Consider the following 22834-nt stretch of genomic DNA (forward strand, 5'->3'; position numbering starts at 1 on the left):
ACTAAGTGGATACAATTCTCGCTCCGTTTATGTGGGCGGTCTCGTGGGTGATGTACGGCATCCACGAAGGACTCGTACTCCTGGGAATGAACCAGGGCGCCGGGCCGGCGTGGGTCTGCGCCATTATCGGCTTGACCATTGTGGTTCGTCTGCTCATCTTGCCGCTGTATAACCGGCAGATTCGCGCTTCGCGGGCAATGCAGGTGCTGCAACCCGATATCCAGAAGCTGCAGAAGAAGTACAAGGGGAAGCGCGACCAGGTGTCCATGCAGCGCCAGCAGGAAGAACTGCAGGCGCTTTACCGCAAACACGGGGCCTCCCCCATGGCATCCTGCTGGCCGATGCTGGTGCAGATGCCGATTCTCTTCTCCCTGTACCGGGTGCTGATTAACTTCCCCTCCATCGCTAATGGTAAGCGCGGGCCCATTGGGCCGATCACCCAGCCGGTGGCGCAGTCCTTTGAGGAGACCACCTTCTTTGGCGCTCCCATGTCGGCCACCATTTCAACCGCGGGCCAATTTGCCAATGCCACGCAGGTACGGATTGTCGCCGTCGTTCTGGTGATCATCATGATCCTCAGTATGTTCTGGACGCAGCGTCAGCTCATGACGAAGAATATGCCGGAACAGAAGGATCCGAATAACGCGGCCCTGCGCATGCAGCGCATGATGCTTTACGGCATGCCGCTGATCTATGTGTTCTCCGGCGCGGTGTTCCCGGTGGGTGTGCTCATCTACTGGTGCGCCGGCAACCTGTGGAATATGGGTCAGCAGAGCTGGTTCATTCGCCATAATCCCACGCCCGGTTCGCGTGCCTATATTGAGCGGGAAAAGCGGATCCTGGAAAAGCGCAAGCGCAAGGGTCTCACCGATGAGGAAATTGCCGAACTGGAAGCTGAGGAGCAGAAGGGCGGCCAGCGTTACCAGCCGATGAGCAAGGAACGCGCGAAAAAAGCCGGGCTGAGTCCGGATGCTTATATGCCGCGCCCCGCGGATGAGGACGAGGACGATAAGCCCGTCGTCGGCAAAGATGGTTTGACGGATGAAGAACGCGCCCGTAAGCGCTACGAACGCCGCCAGGCCGAACGGGCTCGGGCCCGCGCCAAGAAGAATAAGAAAAACCGAGGGAAATAACACCCGGCTACCGGCGTAGAACAAGCTAAACTTAGTCAAAGAAAAGGAACGGACGGGTTGCGCAAAATCTTGGCAGCCCCAGAAGGGGATCCCCCGGATACCAGGAGAAAGAATGAGCGAAACGTCTGAGGATATTAAGAAGCTTGATCGCGAAGGCGATATTGCGGCTGACTACCTCGAAGAACTGCTGGATATTGCTGATCTCGACGGCGATATTGATATCTCGATTGACGAAGATCGTGCCACGATCGCCATTGTCACCGAGGGTGAAGCCGATGAGCGGCTGCGCCGCCTGGTGGGCCGGCACGGTGCCACTCTCAACGCGCTCCAGGATCTGACCCGCCTCGCGGTTCAGGAAAAGACCGGGGAACGCTCGCGGCTCATGCTGGATATTGCGGGTTATCGCGATGAACGGCGCGCCAAGATTGAGGAAATTGCCGCGGAAGCGATCCGCGAGGTGCAGGAAACTGGCGATGAAATTGAGCTGGATCCCATGAATCCCTTTGAGCGTAAGGTTGTGCACGACGCCGCTGCCGCCGCCGGGCTCGTTTCTGATTCCGAAGGTGTGGGTGCCGGGCGTCACGTGGTCATCAAGCCCGCGGACGAAGACTAAGGCGAGGATTAATACGCATATATGGCGGAAGAACATCCTGTGATCGAGGTTCCTCCTGCCGCCGGTGCCGAGCATTTCGGCACGGCGACATGGGGAACCTTGCTTCATTTTGCGCGCCTGCTCGAAGAAGAAGGCGAGGTGCGCGGGCTTGTGGGGCCGCGCGAACTGGGCCGCTTGTGGTCCCGGCACCTGCTCAATTCCCTCGCTATTGAGGAGTTCATTCCGGCGAACGCCACGGTGGGCGATGTGGGTTCCGGTGCCGGTTTTCCCGGAATTGTGTTGGCGATTGTGCGGCCGGACGTGACCGTGACCCTGATCGAATCCATGGAGCGGCGCACCGAATGGCTGCGCTACGCGGTGGGCGAGCTGGGCTTGCAGAACGTGAAGGTGCGGACCGCCCGCGCAGAACAGTTGAAAGGTCGGTTTGCGGCGGATATTGTGACCGCCCGTGCCGTCGCGGCACTTAAGAAATTACTGCCGTGGACGATGCCGCTGGTCAAACCTGGCGGACGCCTGGTCGCCCTTAAGGGCGAGCGTGCCGCCCAAGAAATTAACGACGCCGCAGCGCAGTTGCAGCGTTACGGCGCTGCGGAGGTTGCGGTTCATACTGTGGTGCCCTTCGGAACAGACGAGGCTACTCGAGTGGTCGAGGTGGTCAAGAAGGTTTCGTAGCTCAGGCGGGCGTGTTGCTGGGTTGATGGGTTACTGGGCTTGAGAACTTGGTTGTTCACGACGTAGTTTTCCGGGGCTTAGTTGTGAGGCCCGGTTTTATAAGGGATGTGTGCTGGATTTATACGGGACGTGTTCTGATTCGGCCAGGTCTATCGAACATACGTTCGTGATGTGTGGCGCTTGTGGATAACGCGCGTGATGCAGATGACGGCGGCGCAGAGACGGCCTGATACCGGCTAGAATGTTCTGAGGTAAGGAGGGCGTTATTTATGAGTGATCCCCGTAAAAAAGTTGGACGTCGTGCTGCGCCGAGTTCGGCACCTTCGCCTGCACCACAGGATCGGGACACTCCGATCGCCCGCGAACTTCGGGAGGATTTTAAGCGCCTCAAGAAGGTCAAGGCGAGTAAATTCCAGAAGCCGGAACATACCCGCGTTGTTGCAGTGACGAATCAAAAGGGTGGCGTCGGTAAAACCACCACTGCTGTGAATATGGCTGCTGCCCTTGCTCTCAACGGAATGCGGGTCTTGCTGGTCGATGCGGATGCGCAGGGGAATGCCTCCACTGGCTTAGGTATTAGCCCACAGGAAGAACGCAACGACGTTTATGAAGTTTTTAAAGGCGAAGCACGGCTCGAGGATGTTCTTATTCAGCTCGAGGATATTCCGAATCTCTACGTGGCTCCGTCGAGTATTACTTTGGCAGCCGTTGACTTTGAATTAGGCCAGGTGCCAGGGCGTTATTCTATTTTGCGCGACGCGATCCGGGAAACAATGGATAGTTTCGCGGCGCAGGGCAAGGCTTTTGACTTTGTATTTATTGATTGCCCGCCGAGTATGGCGCTGTTGCCAGTGAGTGCGCTGGTGGCTGCTGATGAGGTGCTGGTACCGATTCAGGCGGAATTTTATGCGCTCCAGGGTGTGGCTCAATTAGTGCAGACGGTTGAGGATGTGCGCTCATCTCGGAATGAGAAGCTACATATCTCGGCGTTTATTGTGACGATGGTGGATACCCGCACAAATCTGGCGAAGGATGTATCCGAGGAAGTGCGTTCGCACTTCGGTGACCGGGTGCTTCATACGGAGATTCCTCGGTCCGTGGCCGCTGCGGAAGCGCCGTCCTTCGGGAAGAGTGTACTCACCCACGATCCCCGAAATCGTGCCGCTATTGCCTATCTTGCGGCAGCAAAAGAATTTTCAGCTCTCTCATAGTTAGGATCCATCGTGGCAACTCGCAAACGGCGTGGTTTAGGCAGTGGACTCGGTGCCCTCATTCCACCGGAACAGGCAGAGAATACCGAAAGCCCTATTGATATCTTTTTCGGTACCGTGAAGAAGAAGGACTCGGGTTCGCGGGAGGCGGCGGGCTCACGGCAGCACGAAGATTCTCAACAGGACGAGGTTAACCCCCTAGATCTTGGATATGGCACGGCGGACGAGAATGTTTCACGTGAAACATCGGGTGGTTCTAAGCGTGTGGCTTCGAAACCATCGGGTGCTGCATCTAAGAAGAAGGTGGCCGGCAAGAAGACTCAGGTCAGTAATGGGCCGGTCGAGACCCCACATGGTGTAGTCGAATCACAGGGAGTGATAACTGGAGCGAAGGCTGTTGGAGCTGAGGGTACTAAGGTAACCGAGGAAACTCCCGTAGTTGAGGCTGACGCTGTTGCGGCGAGGACTTACGGTGTCGCGGGGACTGACGCAGCGGAGCCGAGCAATGTTTCACGTGAAACATCGGAAGATGACCTCGTTGCCGTGCCGGGTGCTACCTACGGCGAGATTGATGTCAATGTCATCGTTCCTAATCGAGCACAGCCTCGTACCAATTTCGATGATGACGATTTAGAGGAACTCGCACAGTCCATTAAAGAAGTGGGTGTTCTTCAACCCATTGTTATTCGCCCACTTAGTGAGCCTTTGGATAACCATTCGGAGGCCCGATATGAACTCATTATGGGCGAGCGGCGCTGGCGTGCTACCCAACGGGCGGGCTTGACTCATATTCCCGCGATTATTCGGCGCACTTCTGATGAAGATTTGCTCCGTGATGCCCTTCTTGAGAATCTGCATCGAGCTGATCTCAACCCGTTGGAAGAAGCAGCTGCCTATCAGCAGTTACTCGAGGACTTCCAATGCACACAAGATGAGCTGGCGAAGAGGATTGCTCGCTCACGCCCCCAGATCACTAACACCTTGCGACTTTTGAAACTTCCTGCCTTGGTGCAGCGCCGGGTGGCAGCGGGCGTGCTGTCGTCCGGGCACGCGCGTGCCTTGCTTGGTCTTGCCGACGCTGGTGCGATGGAGCGGCTGGCGCAGCGAATTGTGGCAGAAGGATTGTCCGTCCGAGCTGTTGAGGAGATCGTTGCTCTTGGCGATGAATCCACCCCAGCTTCTGTTCGCCGAGTTCGTGTGAAGCGCTATGAAAACGAATTGAGTTCGGTAGCAACGCAATTGGGCGACCGGCTCAATACTCGCGTGAAGGTTGATATGGGTCGCACGAAGGGCACTATGCGCATTGACTTCGGTTCACTTGAGGATCTCAATCGCATTTTGAGTGTGCTGGCGCCGGATGTTGCCGGTGTAGATATTCCTGAAGGAGAAACCGACAAAGAATAGACGGCAGATCTTTCTATAGGGGGCAATGTTTCACGTGAAACATTGCCCCGTTTTCTTATTCACACACAGGTCCTTTATGCGGGGTAGCTACTATCAGCCATGGCTGGAAAGTAATCGAGAAACTACGCATGACTCATGCAACTTTAGTGACCCAGTATGCGTAGGTTTATATAGGTTTGTGGAGTGATCTGAGCGCCGGTATGGTGCTGTTACAAATATTGGCGACGCTGTTGACGACGGTCGAAAAGTAGCCCAGGACCAACGGTTGAAAAGTAGCCCGATGGAGAAGGACTGGATAGAGGAATTCCACTGCAGGATGTTTCACGTGAAACATCCTGGCCAACAAATTACCTAGCTCGACTCATTGAGTTTTGAGCGAGTGCTGCAGCGAGACTGCATTGCGCGAAGGGTAGGTCGAATATACATTTTGCCAGCGGCAACGCGTCATTAATACCGCTCTAATCGAGCAATTGAACAGTGCTCCTAGCATTGCGGAAACGAAAGCGGGCAATGTTTCACGTGAAACATTGCCCGCTGCTTGGAGACTTTCCTGGAGTTCCTATGCCGCTACTTCGCCATTTCAGGGAGGTCTTCCGGCTCGCTGACATCCCGATCCGCTGCGCGGTGCAGGATTTGCAGGTAGAGCGATTCGGGGCTGGTCCCATTCTCGCGCGCATATGCTTCAACAGCTTGGGGAAGCAGTGAAGTCTCCGTCATTCCCGGTGCGATATTCACATCGATGACATACGGAGTATCTTCTTTCACGATGAGGTCAATCCGGGAAACATCGCGAAGTCGGAGGGTGGTATGCGCCATGAGCGCGGCTTCGGTAACCCGTGCCTCTTCCTCATCGGAAAGACGAGCGGGTACATAGTACTTAGCGCGACCGGCGAAGTAGCGCGCGTCGTAATCATAAGGTCCATCGGTTTCGATTTCGACTGGAGGAAGCGCGATAGGCCCTTCCGGCCCGTCAATAACCGAAACGGAAACTTCCGTTCCATCGATAAAGGTTTCGACATGCGCTTCTTCCCCGTAGGCGAAGCAATCGACCATCGCCCGGGGGAGGTCCCCTGGCTTATCAACAATGGTCACACCCAGTGCTGACCCGCCCAAATTCGGCTTCACCACCAGCGGGAATTCATAGCGTTCCCCGAGAAGATCAAGAATGGGTGCGACCCCAACCTCGCGGAAAAGAGCTTCCGGGAAGCTGACCGACCACGGCACGGCAAGCCCGGCGTGGCGCAAAAGCGATTGTGCGACCGTTTTATTAGAAGCGATTCGCGCGGCGTTCGCCGTCGACCCTACAAAACGGTACCCGCTGAGAGAAAGCAGATCTTGAAGAGCTCCGTCTTCCCCGGTCGCGCCGTGCACCAACGGCCACACGACCGTAGGATTCATGGAGCTGAGGCGCTGAAGCAGGGTTGCATCAACATCGAGAACCTTGACCTGCGCGCCCGCTTCCCGCAGGAGTGTGGCGACCCGACGCCCCGAACTCAGCGACACATCGCGTTCGTGCGTGAGACCACCGGCAAGAATAGCAACGGTAAGAATATTGTCCATTTTCCCTCCGGACTTCACTCTACTCATCAGTGATGAGAACCGATAGCAATCGAATTACTTCGTTGCCTGTGGCGAGGAATCATCCACGCCGAACATCTGGACTAAATCATTTTCTTGGCTAATAACTTCGCCAAGCCTGCGCACGCCCTCGGTAATGCGTTCCGGGGTGGGATAGCAGAAGGACAGGCGCATATGGTCGCTACCCTGGCCGTCGGCAAAGAAAGCAGTGCCGGAAACATACGCGACGAGGTTCTTCACCGCGCGGGGAAGCATTTCATGCGCATTGAGGCCGCCGGGCAGTTTGACCCAGGTATAGAAGCCACCGCGCGGCTTATTCCACGTGCACATGGGCATGTATTTTTCGAGCGCGGCCTGCATAGCCTGCCCCCGCTCGGCGTACATGCCGCGGTATTCCTTGACCTGCTGATACCAGTCATAGGTTCGCAAATACTCGGCGATAGCGAGCTGGCCGAAGGTGGTTGGACACAGGATCGCATTTTCCGCGGCGAGGGTGAGACGCGCGCTGAGCGCGGCCGGGGCCAACGCCCAACCCACCCGGAACCCAGGCGCGAAGGTCTTGGAGAAAGATCCCAGGTATACAACACCATCCGGGTTGAAGGTCTGGATGGCGGGAATCGGATCGCCGTCAAAACCAAGCAGACCATAGGGATTATCTTCCACGATAAGAACATGGTGTTTATCGCAGATCTCGGCAATGCGCCGGCGGCGTTCCTCAGATTGGCTCACGCCGGCTGGGTTATGGAAATTGGGGATGGTGTACAGGAATTTGATGGGCTTCCCGACGGCTTCCAAATCCTTGATGGTTTCCTCAAGCTGTTCCGGAATCAGGCCGTTGGCATCCATCTCCACGTGCACCACATGGGCTTGGTAGGCCCGGAAAGTTCCCAGCGCCCCAACATAGGAAGGAGCTTCGGCAATAACAACATCGCCCGGGTTAATGAAAATTTGGGAAACAAGATCGAGAGCCTGCTGGCTGCCGGTCGTAATATTGATATCGTCCGGATGGGCGCGAATACCTTCGGGCCGCATGACCTCCACGATCATTTCGCGGAGCTCTTCAGTGCCCTGGCCACCGCCGTACTGTAGCATCTTGGCGCCGTTATTCCGGATGAGCCGCGCGGTCATCTCCGCGAGGAAGTCCAGAGGTAGCCCGCTAATATTAGGCATTCCGCCTGCAAGAGACACAACTTCAGGGCGATTTGCAACTGCGAAAAGCTGACGAACCTCAGATTGCTTCATTCCTAAAGCTCGATCAGCATAGACATTGTACCATGGATCAAGTCTGGTAAATCCGGGACCGGCGTGCTGCTCGCCCATACGTTCTCCTTCTCTTTTAACACACTAAGTGTGCCACGCTCGGGGCCGTGATAAAACAATCTCCGCTGGTGTGCTTTGTGCATCACTCAATCGCGGGGCAGCCACGGGATGGCCACAAGACAACCACGGGACTACCGCGGAGCTACCGTAGAACTATCGCCGGCCCGGACGTGTGAGTCCTATGGGGTAGTAGCGTACCCGCAAAGAAAGGCCCGTGTCAGCACTGCGTTTATTCGGAAGCCGAGAGTTTCCCGAGTTTCCCGAGTTTCTCGACTTTCGCAAGTTTCGCGAGGCGGGGGAGCTGGTCCAGGAGTTTAGCGCGAATTTCAAGTTTGGGAACCAGCCCCGCGAACCGCGCATATTCCTTGCCCTGGTAGACAAGGAGCAGGGTCGGCAGCCATTCGAGCCGCGGGATAACAGAAGCGACTTCCTCCCACGGATTCGACGCGTGCGTTTCAGGAACGGCATCGTTCGTGGGGCCAGAATCCGAAGCGCCAGTATCAGTGGCGCGAGCATCGGTAAAGTCGGCTTTCGCGGGATCCCCATTCGCGTGCCCACAATCCGCCGGCTCATCTTCCGCGGGATCGATATCTCCATAACCCAGAGCGTGCTGAATTGCGTGGGTTACTTGCGCGGAGAGCTCGGAAAAATCGATCTGATGTTCCGGAAGGCCACCGGGCAGAATGTGCTGGGTCTCGGCATCCGCTCCGGTAGCAGCGGTGGTTTCGGAGTTGCGCCGCGGGCCCACGGGTGGCTGAGTGAGAACGTCCAGGTTGACGCACCATGCGTCGAAGCTTACGTCCGGTATTAAACGATGAAGGTCGACGACGCTCTCCTCGAAAATTACGCGCATTGGCCGATCATAGGGAACCCACGAAGCTGTATAGAGCAGCAAAGTTGGAACCATAGGTCGATACGTGGCCATGGCACCTCCTTCCGGCCGGGCGGGTGGAACCTTAGCAACCATCCTAAACGCGAACCGGCGAGGCGGATTTCTGATCCACCTCGCCGGTTTTCTAAATAAATAAGCAGTACCCCGCGCTGAATTACGCAGCGCTCCCACCTGCGGCAGCCTGCTGAGCTGCGAGGTTTTCAAGGTAGCGTTCTGCATCGAGAGCCGCCCGGCACCCGGTGCCAGCTGCGGAAATAGCCTGGCGGTAGTACCGATCCACGACATCCCCGCAGGCGAAAACTCCGGGAATCGAGGTTTCGGTGTGCGGGTGGTTCACGACGATATAGCCGCCGTCGTCCAATTTAAGCTGTCCCCCAAGAATTTCCGTACGCGGGAGGTGACCGATGGCCACGAAAAGGCCGGTCACATCGAGGTTCGAATCTTCCCCGGTCACGTTGTTGTGGAGGGTGAGCGCGTTCATGGAACCGCCGTCTTCCCCGCGAATATCGGTGATTTCGCTGTTCCAGTGCATGACGATCTTGGGGTCGGCCAGGAGGCGATCCGCCATGATCTTCGAGGCGCGCAGCTCATCGCGCCGGTGGATCACGTGTACCTTGGTCGCGAAGCGGGTGAGGAAGAGGGCGTCTGTGACGGCGCTATCCCCGCCGCCCACCACGGCGATTTCCTGATTCTTGAAGAAGAAGCCATCGCAGGTGGCGCAGTAGGAAACCCCGCGGGAGGCGAACATGGTCTCGCCATCCAGACCGAGCTTCTTGTAGGCCGACCCGAGAGCCAAGATGACCGTGCGGGCCCGGAATTCGGATTCATCGGTGCGCACGATCTTGACATCGCCGTTCAGGTCCATGGAGAGGGCGTCGTCGTACTCCATTTCGGCACCGAACTTTTCGGCCTGCTGCTGCATATTGGCCATGAGGTCGGGCCCGAAAATCCCATCTGGGAAGCCGGGGTAGTTTTCCACCTCGGTGGTGGTCATGAGTGCGCCACCGGCATCGATGGCGCCGCCGATCACCAGCGGCTTGAGGCCCGCGCGTGCGGTGTACAGCGCGGCGGTCCAGCCTGCCGGCCCCGATCCGACGATGATGACGTCACGAATATCGCTCTCGGTCATATTTCTCCTGTGTTCTTGTGAGTGAGCGTGCCGCGTTGCGCGAGCACACCGCTCCCCATCGGGCACATCATTGGATACAACGTCCCGGGGTGCATGGCTATTCCCAGCTGTCTGTCAACGCTGTCTGTCAACGCTGTCGATACAGCCCGTCTGTAAACACCGTTTATTTCACGGTGATCTCAGAAATCTGCAATTTGAACTGCCCAGCTGCATTCTTCGGCAATTCAGTGAACCACAACACCACGTGATCACTGTTTACTGGTGTTGGTGCAGTAAGCGTTGTTTTCGCGCTCATCGGGCCTTCGGTCACCACGGTGCCACCGCTGGGTTGATCCGCGGTGGTATCACGCCACTGCACATTCCCGCCCTGGCCGCTCAGCTGCAAGGTCACTTCCTTGACGGTGGAAGGCTTCGCCAAGCGCAGCTCAATCCCGACACCGTCCTTGAGCAGGCCGAACTTCGGATTGCGCAGGTATTCCCAACTGGCCCATTCCGTTGCCGGATTCTTGTCGATGGCCAGCGGGAGCGTCTTCGGATAATCCTCGTCTGCCTCGCTCTTCTGCGGGTTGAGAAGATTCGCCGAAACGATCTGCGGAGTGGCGGAGCTGGGCGTGGGCGCTGCACTCGCTCCCGGCTGGGCACCCGGGCCTTCCGAACCCGGCGCATCGGCCGAGGCAGAAGGCGCAGCGGAAATCACCGGCGGGCGGGTGGACACGTCCGTGGGCCGGAAGAATGTGGTCACCGCGAAATACAAAGCCACTGCGACCAGGCCAATGGCGCCCGCAACGATGAGCTTGGAGGAATCGAAAATGCGCGATCCGAGGGCCCGCCCGTTTTCCTCATCGGCGATAATCGGCCGCGAAGGAGCGGGCGGCCGAGTGGCCGGCTTGCGATCCCCGCGGGTGCGGGCAGCGACTTTCGCCGGAGCGGAACTCGCGCGCGCAGCCGCCGAAACCGAGTGAATACGTGACGCTGCCTGAGGTGCTGCGGGCGCGGGAGCTGTGGGCACGGGAGTGGCGGCTGCGGGAACGGCCGATGCAGCAGCTCCGGCCGCGGCGGCGGACTTATTCGCTCGCTCAGATTGGCCGGCGTCTTCCTCATCGCCGACGTTCATAATAGAACGCCGCTGCGGGCTCGCCCCGCTGTGAACACTGTTTATCGCAACCGTGGGAGCGGAATCGCGCTCGCGTTCCGCTGCGGCGGCTTCGCGTTCTGCGCTTTCGTGCCGAGCGGCTTCGCGTTCAGCAGCGGCACGCGCGGCGGCCTCATGTTCCGCCGCCTCACGTTCGCATTCTTCCAGCTCACGTTCCGCTTCGCGTAGCGAGGGGAAATGCGGCTGGAACCGCGGAGTTGCGGCATCCTGAGCGACGACGCCGCCACCGGCAGCATGACCACTGTGGCTATCGATGTTGATCGCGGGAGTTTCTTCAGTCTTGGTTTCACCACGATCGGCGTAAACAGTGTTTACTTCCGTTTCCTCGATGGGGGAATCCGGCGCTGAAGATTGCTCGGCATGAAGCTCCGATCCGGCTGGGGAGCTGGCCTCGGAATCCCGCTCGGTTTCCTCCTCATCGCGGAATTCCTCCGGGGAGACCCACTGCGGGTGGAGCTCTACTTCCGGAGCTGCGGTAATACCTAATTCGGTATCAACGTCGCCTTCGAAATTCGCCCCGGATACGCCCTCAGGATCCAATTCTTGGGATCCAATAGCGGAGGAGGCCGATGCGGCTGAAGGAGCCGCGGGAGTCTCATCAGCTTCGGACGTTTCATCGGCTTCGACTGGCTTACCAGGATCATCGGATCTCTCGCCGGTTTTGGAAGCCTCGCCAGAGTCACCAGATTCGCCCGGCCCGCCGAAGTCCCCAGCTTCACCAGCCTCACTCAACTCCGCCGCCTCGCCGGATGCACTGGTGGCAGCTGCGGCGTCGTCGTGCTCAGAATCTTCGGCGCCGAAGGAAACGTGACTGGAACCCAAGGTGACGCGGCCAATCGCGCCCCCGCGCACGTGCCCGCCCAGCGGGTCGAAACCGAAACGGGAATCCCCGCCGCCGGGCAGCTGCGGCGCTACCAGCACCGGATCGGGGAATTCCCGCAGGTCAGGCCGGTTGAACGGCACGAGGCTGCGCAATACCTCCCCGGGGGAAAGCAAGCGCTCCGGGGAAAGCGTGCGCCGGAAAACCTCCCGAATATCATCGGGCAGCGAATCATCGCGCGCCAGCGCCTCGAGGGTGGTCTCATCCGCCTGGGCGCCCTCAAGCAGGGTCGCCAGGAACAGCACCAGGTCCGCGGCCTCGGCGTTATTGAGGCTGGCCGGATCGTATTCATCCGTGCGCGCACCGGCCAGAGCTGCGTCAATACCGATGCCGTCCAGGTACACATCCCCGGCGTCGCCCACCCGCACCCGCGAGGGCGTAATACGCAAATGCCGCATACCGCGCCCGGAAACCTGGGTGAGAATCGCGGCGAGCTCGCACACCACAGCTTTGGCCTGCTCGGGCGCGAAACCCTCCCCGTGCACGTACCCGGTGAGCGAGGTACCCAACGGAATCTCGCTCACCACGAAATTTTCGCCGACGGAGAGCGTGCGCACGATATGCGCGTCGTCGAGCAACCCGGTGCGCCGCGCCGCGTCCAGCGCATCCGCGCGCGTGGGAATATCCCCGATGAGCAGCACCCGCACCGCGGTGCCGAGCGCGTCATCCACGGCGTACCACTGCTCGGTACCCGCAATATCGAGTTGCTCCTCGTACAAATTCTCCAGGCGGTAGCGACCGGCGAGAGTCATGCCCCTGGTTCCGATGGCGCTCACAGTTCCTCCTTGCCGTGCCTCGCGGCCACATTACTCCTATGGTATTTCGTGTTCCTCGCGCAGTTTATCGACGGCGCGCGGCCCGGCTTCTTCCGCCGCGCTAGCCTCACGTAAATTGTGGAGATGTTTTTCAGGGTCGACGCCGCCCGAACGCCGCCCGCTACGCAGGCTGCGTGCGATCCCACCGAGCAAGAGCACCCCGAGGAGTGTGCCAATAATATACGTTCCCGTGGTTTCCCAGCCGGCGCGCACCCGCACATTAATATCTTGCACCGCGCCGATCGCGGTGCCCACCGGGTCGGTGACCGCGGCCGTCACCGTGACATTCCCCGAGCCGGATGCCTGCACCGGCACCGCCACTGTGACGGAGGTGGCCGGCGGGATCGTTGCCGCAACGGGATCGGAGGGCACAATGCGGAAATCTTCGGCGCGCAATTCCACTACCGCGCCCACCGGAACGGGCAGCGAATTATGCACGTGCACGGGCAAATCCGCGTTTTCCGAAATGATGTTAATCGTGGAGGAGGGCTGCACCGTGACGGCACCGGCCATCTCCTCGGCGAGCTGCGTGAGCTGCGCGGATAGCTCCTCACGCTGCGCGTGGTGGTCGCGGAGCGCCACCCCCGCCAGTTGCGCGGCGTGATGGGTGACCGGCCCGGTGATACTAGCGGGTGCCGGGGTAAGAGCAGCGGTGGTGGAAATTGTGGTGACATGCGCATCGCCCCGGGCGACCATTGCCGCGGAAATCTCCCCGGGAAGCACGCGTTCCTCGGGAAGCTGGGCACACCCGGCCGCGGGCGCGTCAAGAAGATCCCCGGCCGCGGTGGGTGCCAACCACGGCGCACTCGTGAGCGCCCCGAGCGCGGCCCCGATATCGCGATCCGGCAGCGCCCCGGCCCGGGCTAGCGCCCCGCTTTCCGGCCGATCCACCAGCACTACCTGGGCGCGCGGCGCGGCGGGCAGTTCCCGGTAGGTGGCGGCCGACAGCGCGAGAGCTGTTTGGCGGGCGTCGATAGCGGAGAGCCGGCTCCCGGCAGCTTCCGGCAAACCTTCCCCACCCCCGGAGGCCAGCACATTTGCCTCATCCGAACTGGGCAAATAGCCCTGCACCAGGGCGGAGAGCACGCCGTCCGCGCGCAGCGCCGCGGCTTCATCCGCATCGGCGGTTTCGTTTGCATCGCCCGCGGCATCGTTTGCGCCGGCCGCGCCGCTCGCGGCACCCGCCCCGGACTCCTCCGCATCACCGCGAGCCTCGCTCAGCGAACACGTATCACTCCCGTCCGCGGCGAGCGGAATATTCACCCGCCCGCTCGGGCTGAGCCAGGAGGCGTGCGCCGCATCCACATCGGTGGTGATGAGCGCCGCGGCCCCCGCATCGCGCAGCGCCCGCGCGGTGGCCCGATCCACCCCCAGCGCCGTGACCGCAATATCGGAACGCGCCGCAAATCCGGAAGTCTGCGCCGCCTGCACCGCATCCTGCCGCGCCAGAGCGAGCTTATCCGCGCGCCCCGCATGGGTGAGCGCCGCGGCATCCACGTCCGCCCCCAAACCGAAGAACACGCTGGTCTCGGCCGCGGACGCAAAAGTTTGCAACGCGGCCCGCTCCGGATCACCCGCGATGAGCAGCGGATCAACGGCCGCGCTTACCCCCGGGTGCGCAAAATAGTTCAAAGTCTGCAAGCGATGGGGCAACTGCCCGGCCTCCGCCGCGGAACCCGAAGGCGAAGAGGGAGCCGAAGCCGTGGGCGTTTTATTCGGGGCCGACGGCGCAGCCGGGGAACTCGCCCCCTGCGAAACCGACGGCGCGGCTGGCGCGGCGCTCGCCGCCGGGTCGGCAGCGGACGTGGCGCTCGGCGTGGGCGTGCTTGCCGAAGCTGAAGCCGGAGCCGGCACCGCGGCCGGCGGCTGCGGGCTGGCCGAGGGCGCGGTGAGGCTGGTGTAGACCTGCTCCTCGAGGGCCGGGGCACTGCTCACATCGCTCAGGGAGCGCGTGATCGGCACAATTGCGCTGATGGGGGCTGGCGCGGCGTCGTCGCCCGGAGCAGTGACAATAAAACTACGGTCCGTGGCAGTTTCCCCGTCCACCACGGCACTCACCTGGACCCCGCGCGGCCCCCACTCGGCGGGAATCCGCTCCCGCGGAATCGAAAAGGTGACGCGGGTGGAAGTGCCCGGCGCAATATCCGCATCCGGGGTGAGGGTGTCATACAGGGCCAGGCCGGCGGGTTCCGCGCGCATGAAGCTGAGCACCGCGCTGCGCGAGGACGGTACGTAGCGCTGGATATAGAGCGAGACCGAATTGAGATGGCGGGTTTCCGTGGTGGAATTCGTCACGGTGGCGGTGAGGGTGAGGGTAGCGTCCGCGCCGAGCACCGGGGCGCCCACGTCCACGATCTCAACGCTGGGTGCGGCGGCCGGGCGCGCGGGAAGAACCTGACCCGGAAGAGCGTGCACGGGCGAATGTTGCGCGGGCGAATGTTGCGCGGGAAGCGCCTGCGCGGCTAAACCTTGCGCACCCGCCAACCCAATAGCACCCAGCGGCACCCAGGCCGCCACGGCCCCGGCAAGCGCGCCCCGCCACATCATTCCTCCCCCGCGAGAATCGCGCGGGCCGAGGCCACGATACGGCGTTCATTGGGATAGGCGAGGCGGGAGGCTACCCGATCCAGGCGCACCCACTCGGCCTTTTCCGCTTCGTGATCCGGGTCGTTATCAACAGTGATATGCCCGGACATCCCCTCCAATAAAAAGTGGTGCACAACTTTATGGACGCGGTGGTTGGTGCCGGAGAACCAGTAATCAATAGTGGCCAAATGCATGAGCACCCGCCCGGTAATCCCGGTTTCCTCCGCGATTTCCCGCACGGCGGCTTCTTCGGGTGTTTCATTACCTTCCAGGTGCCCCTTGGGCAGGCACCACTCCAGCCGCCCGCCGCGGTTGCGCCGCGCGATCACCGCCACGTAGGCCTTCCCGCCGCGCACCCCGATCACAATTCCCCCGGCACTCGTTTCGTTCACCACCGGAAGAGAGTGGCGCCGCGCAGAAGCCTGGTGCACGGCAGCGGCGCGCCTCCAGGATCTACGGCCCCCGAACTTGGAGGGCAACGGTGCTGACTTCGACATACCTCTAACACTACAACTAACGGTCAGGGCCCCCAGATGTGGCAACCTTTAAGGGTGACCACTTCTCAACAGACTCCGAAGACTCCAACAACGGACGATATGCCTCCGGGCCAGCGCCGCGCCCTCCTGCTCCTGGCAGGCCAGCGCGCCCTGGCGAATATCCCGGACGACATCTTGCAACTAGCTTCTATCTTCTCAGATCACGGCGAAGAATTGGCCCTCGTGGGCGGCCCGGTTCGCGATGCCTTCCTCGGCGCCCCCATTCACGACTTCGATTTGACCACCTCCGCCCGCCCGGAAACCACCGAAAAACTCCTCGCCCAGTGGGGAACCACCTGGGATATCGGGCGGGAATTTGGCACGGTGGGGGCGCGGCGCGGTGACGTCGTCGTCGAAGTAACAACGTACCGCTCCGATACGTACACCATCGGTTCGCGCAAACCCGATGTGGATTTTGGTGACAACCTCGAAGGTGACCTCACCCGGCGCGATTTCACCGTGAACGCGATGGCGGTGCGCCTGCCCAGCCTCGAACTGGTGGACCCGTGCGGCGGGGTGGATGACCTCCTCGCCGGGCAGCTGCGCACGCCGGTGACCGCGGCGCAGTCCTTCGATGACGATCCGCTGCGGATCATGCGGGCCGCGCGTTTCGCCGCGCAGCTGCGTTTCGATGTGGCTCCCGATGTGCTGCGGGCCATGGCCGATTACGCCGAGCGCTTGGAGATCGTCTCCCAGGAACGCATCCGCGCCGAACTGGAACGCCTCATGACCGCGCCCGCCCCGCGCCGCGGCATTGAGCTGCTGGTGTACACCGGGGTGGCCGAGCGCGTGCTGCCGGAAATCGCGGCGCTCACCGATACCGTGGACGCCCAGCACCGCCACAAGGACGTGTACCAGCACACCCTCCAGGTGGTTGATAACGCCATCGCGCTGGAGGATGAGGAGGTGCCCGGCCCGGATCTTATTTTGCGCCTGGCCGCGCTTTTCCACGATATCGGCAAGCCGGCCACCCGCCGTTTCGAAAGCGACGGTTCGGTCACGTTCCGCCACCACGATGTGGTGGGCGCGAAAATGACGCGCGCGCGCATGCGTGAACTGCGTTTTGATAAAACGACGACGAAAAGCGTGGCGCGGCTGGTCGAGCTGCACCTGCGGGCTTTCGGATTTGGCGAACACGACTGGACCGATAGCGCGGTACGGCGGTTCGTGCGCGATGCCGGGGAGCTCCTCCCGCGCCTGCTGCGCCTCATCCGCGCCGATATCACCTCCCAGAACCGGCGGCGGGTGGCGCGCCTGCACGCCGCGAATGACGAACTGGAACGCCGCATTATCGAGCTGCGCGAACGCGAGGAACTCGAGGCGGTGCGCCCCGATATTGACGGCACCCGCATTATGGAGCTGCTCGGCCTTGAGCCTGGCCCGCAGGTGGGCAAAGCCCGCCAGTACCTGCTCTCCCTGCGCCTGGACGAAGGCCCGCTGGGTGTGGAGGAAGCCGAAAAGCGCCTGCTGGAATGGTGGGACGCCCAGTGAAACTCGTTGGCGATCTGCGCTCCCTGGCCCGCTCGCGGGGCTTCCTCAAGCTGCTCTCGGTCCGGCTCGTCACCCAGTGCGGGGACGGCATGTTCCAAATCGGCCTGGCCTCGCTTTTCTTCTTCAACCCGGCCGCGAGCGCGGATGTGCACGGGGTGGCGCTGTCCCTCGTGGTGCTGCTGCTGCCCTTCTCCCTGGTGGGGCCTTTTACCGGTCCCTTTATTGACCGGTGGCGCCGCCGCCAAATCCTGGTGTACGGCAACCAGATCCGGGCCGCCCTCACGGCGGCGCTGGTGGTGACCACACTGGCGAATATCGTGTGGCTGACCTACGTGCTAGCCCTCGTGACCCTCGGGCTCAACCGGATTCTGCTGGCCTGCATGAGCGCGGGGCTGCCGAATGTGGTGGAGTCGCGCGAGCGGCTCCTGGTGGCGAATTCCCTGGTGCCGACCCTCGGGGGTGCCTCCACCGCGCTGGGCGCGATTCTCGCCTTCTTCCTGCGGCTGGCCCTGCCCGGGGAGGAGATGCAAAAAGTGGGGGCGCTGGTGTGTGCGCTGGCGCTCTACCTGGGCGGATCGGGGGTGGCGAGCCTGTTGGGGCGCGACGAGTTAGGCCCGCATACCCGCCCGCGCGGTTCGTTCGGCACCGCGCTGCTGGCGGCGGCGCGCGATCTGGTGGCGGCGCTACGCTACCTCATTGCCCGGCGCACCCCGGCCGCGGCCCTCACCACCATGTCCCTGCACCGTTTCGTATACGGAATGCAGCTCATCACCATCGTGCTGGCAGGCCGCAACCTCTACGCCGACCCGGCCAATGCCGACGCCGGCATCGCCTATTTCGGGATGCTGCTGGGCATGATGGTGCTCGGGCACGGGGTGTCGATCATCCTCACGCCCCTCGCCCACGAGCGCATGAGCCCGAGCTGGTGGGTGGTATGCGCGCTGGTGGGCGGCACCGCCGGGCAGGCAATTATCGCGGCCACCACGAATCTGACCTGGGTGATGGCCGGGCTCTTTATTTTCGGGATCGGGGTGCAGGGCGCCAAAATCGCGGTGGATACCATCGTGCAATCCGATACCGTGGATGAGTTCCGCGGCCGCGCCTTCTCCATTTACGACGTGCTTTTCAATATCTCGGAATGCATCGCCGCCGGGGTGGCGATTCTGGTGCTACCGACCATCGGGTGGTCGCGCGAAGTACAGCTCGCCCTCATCGTGATGGTGTGGTGCGTGGCCGGAGCGTACGCGCTGTTCGTGCGCGCCAGCGGCGGGCGGCCCGCTCCGGTCACGCCCTAGCCGCGGCTGTTCCGCGCTAACTGCGGTGGTTCCGTTCTAGCTGCCGCAGTTTCGCCCTGGCCGCCGCGTTTGTGGTACGACGCCGCCACCGCGGCCCGCGTGCTCCTTTCCCCGCGGGGCGCGGGAATCCGTGCGGAGCGCGGAAAACTGGCAAGATAAGAGGTAAATGACCCGGCGCGCATTCGCCACCGGGACTCCCACCAGGACGGAGGATCCTATGGCCGCCACTCGACCAGGTGATATTCCACGTGATCGCATTGCCCAGGCTATTAACACCCTGCCCACTCAGGTTGCGGGCTCCCGGGCGGGTAGCGATAGCGGCGGCGAGGAGAGCGCGGGAGGGGCGGCGTCGTCGGCCTTGGGTAAGGCAAGCGATGCGGAACATTCCGGTGGCGGTGAACACGGCGGCTCTGGCAACTCGGAGGCCAGCCGCGGCGCGGATTCAAGTAGCGGCGGGGATTTCGGGGTGAAGCTGCTGCACGCGGCGGCGCTCCTCACGATCGTATGCGTGGGCCTCTACCTCATTCACGATTTTGTGGGGCCGGTGTTCCTGGCCCTCACCCTGGTGCTGACGGTGCGCCCGGTGCATCGCCTGCTGCTGCGCCATCACGTGCCGCGGTGGCTGTCCGGAACGCTGACCGTCTCCATTATTGTGGTGGTGCTCCTCGCGGTGGTGGGTTTGACGGCGTGGTCGCTGGCCGGGCTGCCGCGCACCCTCATGAGCTACGAAGATAAATTCACCAAGCTCTTCCAGGACACCATGACCTGGCTGGAAAGCCTGGGGCTGAGCACCGATCAGCTCAGCCAGCGCCTGGGTGACGTGCTCAATATGGACACGATTATTTCGCTGCTCAGCCAGGCATCCGGGGCGCTCATGAGCGTGGGGAGCCTCATGTTTGTGCTGGCGCTCGCGATTTTCTTCATCACCATTGACACTCTGTCCGTGCCGGCGCGTGCCCATATTGTGCGTGATCACGATCCGGACCTCTACCGTGCCCTGGCCTCCTTCGAGGGGCGGGTGCGCCAATACTGGCTGGTGGCCACGCTTTTCGGGTTGCTGGTCTCCACCCTCAATTATTTCGTAATGATGTGGCTGGGCATTCCGCTGGCGCTGGCCTGGGCGCTGTGGACCTTCGTCACCAATTACATTCCGAATATTGGTTTTATCCTCGGCGTGATCCCGCCGGCGCTTATGGGGCTGGTGGATAGCGGGCCGGCTACCGCGCTGTGGATTCTGGTGATTTTCACTTTCCTCAACGTCACGATTCAGGGCGTGCTGCAGCCGAAGATCGTGGGAGATGCGGTGGGCTTGTCCACCACCGTCACGTTCCTATCGCTGCTGTTCTGGGCGGTGGTGCTCGGGCCGCTCGGAACTATTCTTGCTGTTCCGCTCACCCTGTTTGTCAAGGCGATTTTCGTGGATTCGTCGTCGCGTTCGCGCTGGGTGGAGGCTTTCCTGGTGCCCGAATCGAATGCGAAAACCCGGGCGGAACGCGGCATTTACGATCTTGATGAGCCGGTGCGGGAGATCTACCGGGATTTCACCTCGCGGGATTCCGAGGTGCGGACCAAGATGCGTGACCTGCGGAAGATTTCGCGGCGTCGTAAGAAAGGGATCCGCGGGTAGCTGCGGCTCCGGCGCCGCGCAACTGCGCTTCGGCGCGGGGCGGCGCGGTTCGCCGCAGGGGCGGCGGGCCGCAAGCGCCGCGGGTAGCTTGGACCACGCGGGTTAGCCACGAGCGCGTGACCTGAGGCAGACTAGATACGCGGCGCGACCACGCGCCGGTAGGGAGTAACGATGGCTGGAACGCGAACGGGTCGGACACAGAAAGGGCGCGCACGCACGCAAGCGGGGCGCAACGCCGCTCCCGCGGGGCGCGCCGGCGCGCGTCAGACCGAGGCACGCCGGGGCGGAACGCGGCAGGGCGGAACGCGGCAGGGCGGAACGCGCCGCAAGCGCTCGATATGGAATTACCCGCGCCGCGGCAAAGGGCCGATTCACCGCTGGATTCCCTCGTGGCGTTTCGTGCTCGGGCTCTTCTTCACCCTGGGCTTCGGCGGGTTGGTTGCCCTGGTGACCCTCTACATTTTCCTGCCCGTGCCCAGCCCCGATGACGTTGCGACCGCGGAAAAAACCACTCTCTACTACCGCGATGGCAGCACCGAATTGGGCAGCATGTACGAGGTGAACCGCACTCCGGTCCCCCTGGAAACCCTGCCGGATTACGTGGGGAATGCGGTGGTTGCTTCCGAAGACCGCACGTTCTACTCCAATTCCGGGATTGACCTGGGTGGCATCGCGCGCGCCGTCGTTAATAATATTCGCGGCGGGGCGCGGCAGGGCGGCTCCACCCTCACCCAGCAGTACGTCGAAAATTACTACCTGGGCACCACCACCGATTACATCGGCAAGGTGAAAGAAGCCGTGCTCGCGGTCAAGGTGGACCGCAACTCCTCCAAACAGGACATTCTGGAAAACTACCTCAATACCATTTACTTCGGGCGCGGGGCCTACGGGATTGAAAGCGCGGCCCAGAACTACTTCGGGATTCCCGCCGCGCAACTGAGCCTGGACCAGGCCGCGCTGCTCACCGCGGTTATTCCGGCGCCTTCCGCCTGGGATCCGGCGGTGGATCCGGAGCGGGCCGCGCAGCGCTTCGACCGGGTTATTAACCGCATGCTTGAGGACGGCTATATCACCGCCGAGCAGGCCGCGGCCGCCACCATGCCCGCAACCATCGAGTACGTTGCCGCCAAACAATTCAGCGGCACGAACGGGTATCTTTTGGCCGCTGCCCAGCAGGAGCTTATCGCCACGGAGAAGTTTACCGAGGACAGCCTCAACCGGGGCGGCTATACGATTGTCACCACAATTGACCCGACCATGCAGCAGGCCGCGGTCGACGTCGTCAATGCGCTCCCCAAGGACCGCCCGGAGAATAATTACGTGGGCATGCTGTCCGCGGATCCTTCCACCGGCGGTATTTACGCGATGTACGCCGGCGCGGACTACCAGGAACGCCAGCGCAATACCGTCACGCAGGATCGCGCCCAGGCCGGATCAACCTTCAAACCCTTCGGCGCGCTCGCGGCCCTCAAGCAGGGCAAATCCATCGACGGCACCTACTACAATTCCCCCGCGGAACTAAAAATTGGCGATATCACCATCAGTAATTTCGACGACGCCAATATGGGCACGATCAATATGCGTACCGCTACCGCGAACTCGGTGAATACTTACTATGCGCAGCTCAACGAGGAAGTGGGGCCGCGCAATACCCGCGCCGCCGCGATTGAGGCCGGGATCCCGGAAACTACGCCGGGCCTGGATAATTCCCTCACGAATGTGCTCGGTTCGGCTTCGCCTACCAATAAGGAGCTCACCCAGGCCTTCGCCGGTTTCGCCAACCGCGGGGTGAGTGTGCCCCTGCATCTGGTCAGCGAGGTGCGCGACGCGCAGGGCACCGTGGTGTACCGCGCGGATACCGCCGGCAAGCGGGTGCTCGATCAGCGCGTTGCCGATAACCTCAACGAGCTGCTCCAGGAGCCCACCGGCCCGCGCGGGACCGCGGATCGGGCCGGGCGGCTCGGCTTCCAGGTGGCCGGGAAAACCGGCACCTCCACGGACCTGAAATCCGCGTGGTTCGTGGGCTACAACCCGAAGATTATTACCACGGTGAATATGTTCCAGATCGGGCCGAACGGTGAGGAAGAATCGCTGGGCGGCTGGGGTGCCTACCCGTGGGGTATCGGCGGAAACGGCTACCCGGTGGATATGTGGGTGGACTTCATGAAGGCCGTGACGGGCGAGATGGATCTGCCGAAGTTCCCCGAACCGGAACTAATTGGGGACAAGCGCCCCAGCTACCGCCCCACGCGCCCCGAACCGGTGGAAGAAGTAACGACGACGCCAGAACCGAGCGCGGAGCCTACCGAGCAGCCAGCGCCGGCCACCCAGGAGCCGGAGCCCGAACCGAGCGCAACAGTGCCCCCGGAGCTGCAGCCCACCCGGATGCCCGCCCCGCCCACGGAAACCATCCCGCTGCCCACCGAGCCGGCCGAACGCGAGCGCGTTCCCGGTGCTGTTGGTTAGGAGCGGGCTAGTGGGCTAGGTTGCTCCGCACTC

16 protein-coding genes are annotated in these 22834 nt (G+C 61.8%); 9 read left to right on the top strand and 7 right to left on the bottom strand.

The genetic code is table 11. The annotated features are described in order from the left end of the window. Nucleotides 1–5 precede the first annotated feature (5 nt). The 5 genes from yidC to QP305_RS03155 all read left to right on the top strand — a co-directional run bounded on the left by yidC (nucleotide 6) and on the right by QP305_RS03155 (nucleotide 5033). Nucleotides 6–1133, top strand: coding sequence for a membrane protein insertase YidC (gene yidC / locus QP305_RS03135; protein ID WP_284903942.1), 1128 nt, complete (start codon nucleotides 6–8; stop codon nucleotides 1131–1133). A gap of 112 nt (nucleotides 1134–1245) precedes the next feature. Beyond that, nucleotides 1246–1746: a protein jag gene (locus tag QP305_RS03140; RefSeq protein ID WP_016442050.1), complete on the top strand. Its 501-nt coding sequence runs from the start codon at nucleotides 1246–1248 to the stop codon at nucleotides 1744–1746. 21 nt (nucleotides 1747–1767) lie between these two features. Further along, the gene (gene rsmG, locus QP305_RS03145) at nucleotides 1768–2418 is read left to right on the top strand and encodes a 16S rRNA (guanine(527)-N(7))-methyltransferase RsmG (protein ID WP_284903943.1); all 651 of its coding nucleotides are present in this window, start codon (nucleotides 1768–1770) and stop codon (nucleotides 2416–2418) included. Nucleotides 2419–2687: 269 nt separating this feature from the next. Beyond that, nucleotides 2688–3629 carry a ParA family protein gene (locus tag QP305_RS03150; protein WP_284903944.1) on the top strand — a complete coding sequence of 314 codons (942 nt, stop codon included), beginning with the start codon at nucleotides 2688–2690 and terminating at the stop codon, nucleotides 3627–3629. 12 nt (nucleotides 3630–3641) lie between these two features. Beyond that, nucleotides 3642–5033 carry a ParB/RepB/Spo0J family partition protein gene (locus QP305_RS03155; protein ID WP_284903945.1) on the top strand — a complete coding sequence of 464 codons (1392 nt, stop codon included), beginning with the start codon at nucleotides 3642–3644 and terminating at the stop codon, nucleotides 5031–5033. A gap of 567 nt (nucleotides 5034–5600) precedes the next feature. Here the strand turns inward: QP305_RS03155 and QP305_RS03160 are convergent. From QP305_RS03160 to QP305_RS03190, 7 genes are all read right to left on the bottom strand, one after another. Beyond that, on the bottom strand, nucleotides 5601–6593 hold the full coding sequence (locus QP305_RS03160; protein WP_284903947.1) for a D-alanine--D-alanine ligase family protein: 993 nt from the start codon (nucleotides 6591–6593) through the stop codon (nucleotides 5601–5603). A 54-nt stretch (nucleotides 6594–6647) separates the two neighbouring features. Beyond that, nucleotides 6648–7931, bottom strand: a complete 1284-nt coding sequence (locus QP305_RS03165; protein ID WP_284903948.1) for a PLP-dependent aminotransferase family protein — start codon at nucleotides 7929–7931, stop codon at nucleotides 6648–6650. 229 nt (nucleotides 7932–8160) lie between these two features. Next, nucleotides 8161–8784 carry a hypothetical protein gene (locus QP305_RS03170; protein WP_284903949.1) on the bottom strand — a complete coding sequence of 208 codons (624 nt, stop codon included), beginning with the start codon at nucleotides 8782–8784 and terminating at the stop codon, nucleotides 8161–8163. A 193-nt stretch (nucleotides 8785–8977) separates the two neighbouring features. Further along, complete coding sequence (trxB, locus tag QP305_RS03175; protein ID WP_284903950.1) at nucleotides 8978–9952, bottom strand: thioredoxin-disulfide reductase; 975 nt, start codon at nucleotides 9950–9952, stop codon at nucleotides 8978–8980. A gap of 163 nt (nucleotides 9953–10115) precedes the next feature. Next, a complete protein-coding gene (locus QP305_RS03180; protein WP_284903951.1) occupies nucleotides 10116–12761 on the bottom strand; it encodes a hypothetical protein in 2646 nt (881 codons plus the stop codon). A gap of 36 nt (nucleotides 12762–12797) precedes the next feature. After that, a complete protein-coding gene (locus tag QP305_RS03185) occupies nucleotides 12798–15347 on the bottom strand; it encodes a DUF6049 family protein (protein ID WP_284903952.1) in 2550 nt (849 codons plus the stop codon). Then, complete coding sequence (locus tag QP305_RS03190; RefSeq protein ID WP_026428902.1) at nucleotides 15344–15883, bottom strand: NUDIX hydrolase; 540 nt, start codon at nucleotides 15881–15883, stop codon at nucleotides 15344–15346. Before QP305_RS03190 ends, QP305_RS03185 begins: the two co-directional genes overlap by 4 nt. A 36-nt stretch (nucleotides 15884–15919) precedes the next feature. Here QP305_RS03190 and QP305_RS03195 point away from each other — a divergent pair, with 36 nt between their 5' ends. From QP305_RS03195 to QP305_RS03210, 4 genes are all read left to right on the top strand, one after another. Further along, nucleotides 15920–17413, top strand: a complete 1494-nt coding sequence (locus QP305_RS03195; protein WP_087070171.1) for a CCA tRNA nucleotidyltransferase — start codon at nucleotides 15920–15922, stop codon at nucleotides 17411–17413. After that, complete coding sequence (locus tag QP305_RS03200; protein WP_284903954.1) at nucleotides 17410–18708, top strand: MFS transporter; 1299 nt, start codon at nucleotides 17410–17412, stop codon at nucleotides 18706–18708. The genes QP305_RS03195 and QP305_RS03200 overlap by 4 nt, the downstream gene beginning before the upstream one ends. 217 nt (nucleotides 18709–18925) lie before the next feature. Continuing rightward, the gene (locus tag QP305_RS03205; protein ID WP_284903955.1) at nucleotides 18926–20335 is read left to right on the top strand and encodes an AI-2E family transporter; all 1410 of its coding nucleotides are present in this window, start codon (nucleotides 18926–18928) and stop codon (nucleotides 20333–20335) included. Between the two features lie 171 nt (nucleotides 20336–20506). After that, entirely contained in the window at nucleotides 20507–22801 is a 2295-nt protein-coding gene (locus tag QP305_RS03210; protein ID WP_284903956.1) for a transglycosylase domain-containing protein, read from the top strand. Nucleotides 22802–22834 lie beyond the last annotated feature (33 nt).

The sequence above is a fragment of the Actinotignum timonense genome, assembly GCF_030216305.1.
GTDB lineage: Bacteria > Actinomycetota > Actinomycetes > Actinomycetales > Actinomycetaceae > Actinotignum > Actinotignum timonense_A.

Excerpts from the sequence above, each read along its gene's own strand:
- QP305_RS03205 (WP_284903955.1), top strand. The coding sequence starts at position 18,926 with ATGGCCGCCACTCGACCAGGTGATATTCCACGTGATCGCATTGCCCAG.
- QP305_RS03170 (WP_284903949.1), bottom strand. The coding sequence starts at position 8,784 with ATGCGCGTAATTTTCGAGGAGAGCGTCGTCGACCTTCATCGTTTAATA.
- QP305_RS03190 (WP_026428902.1), bottom strand. The coding sequence starts at position 15,883 with ATGTCGAAGTCAGCACCGTTGCCCTCCAAGTTCGGGGGCCGTAGATCC.
- QP305_RS03160 (WP_284903947.1), bottom strand. The coding sequence starts at position 6,593 with ATGGACAATATTCTTACCGTTGCTATTCTTGCCGGTGGTCTCACGCAC.
- QP305_RS03140 (WP_016442050.1), top strand. The coding sequence starts at position 1,246 with ATGAGCGAAACGTCTGAGGATATTAAGAAGCTTGATCGCGAAGGCGAT.
- QP305_RS03185 (WP_284903952.1), bottom strand. The coding sequence starts at position 15,347 with ATGATGTGGCGGGGCGCGCTTGCCGGGGCCGTGGCGGCCTGGGTGCCG.
- QP305_RS03195 (WP_087070171.1), top strand. The coding sequence starts at position 15,920 with ATGTGGCAACCTTTAAGGGTGACCACTTCTCAACAGACTCCGAAGACT.
- QP305_RS03210 (WP_284903956.1), top strand. The coding sequence starts at position 20,507 with ATGGCTGGAACGCGAACGGGTCGGACACAGAAAGGGCGCGCACGCACG.
- rsmG (WP_284903943.1), top strand. The coding sequence starts at position 1,768 with ATGGCGGAAGAACATCCTGTGATCGAGGTTCCTCCTGCCGCCGGTGCC.
- QP305_RS03165 (WP_284903948.1), bottom strand. The coding sequence starts at position 7,931 with ATGGGCGAGCAGCACGCCGGTCCCGGATTTACCAGACTTGATCCATGG.
- QP305_RS03150 (WP_284903944.1), top strand. The coding sequence starts at position 2,688 with ATGAGTGATCCCCGTAAAAAAGTTGGACGTCGTGCTGCGCCGAGTTCG.
- trxB (WP_284903950.1), bottom strand. The coding sequence starts at position 9,952 with ATGACCGAGAGCGATATTCGTGACGTCATCATCGTCGGATCGGGGCCG.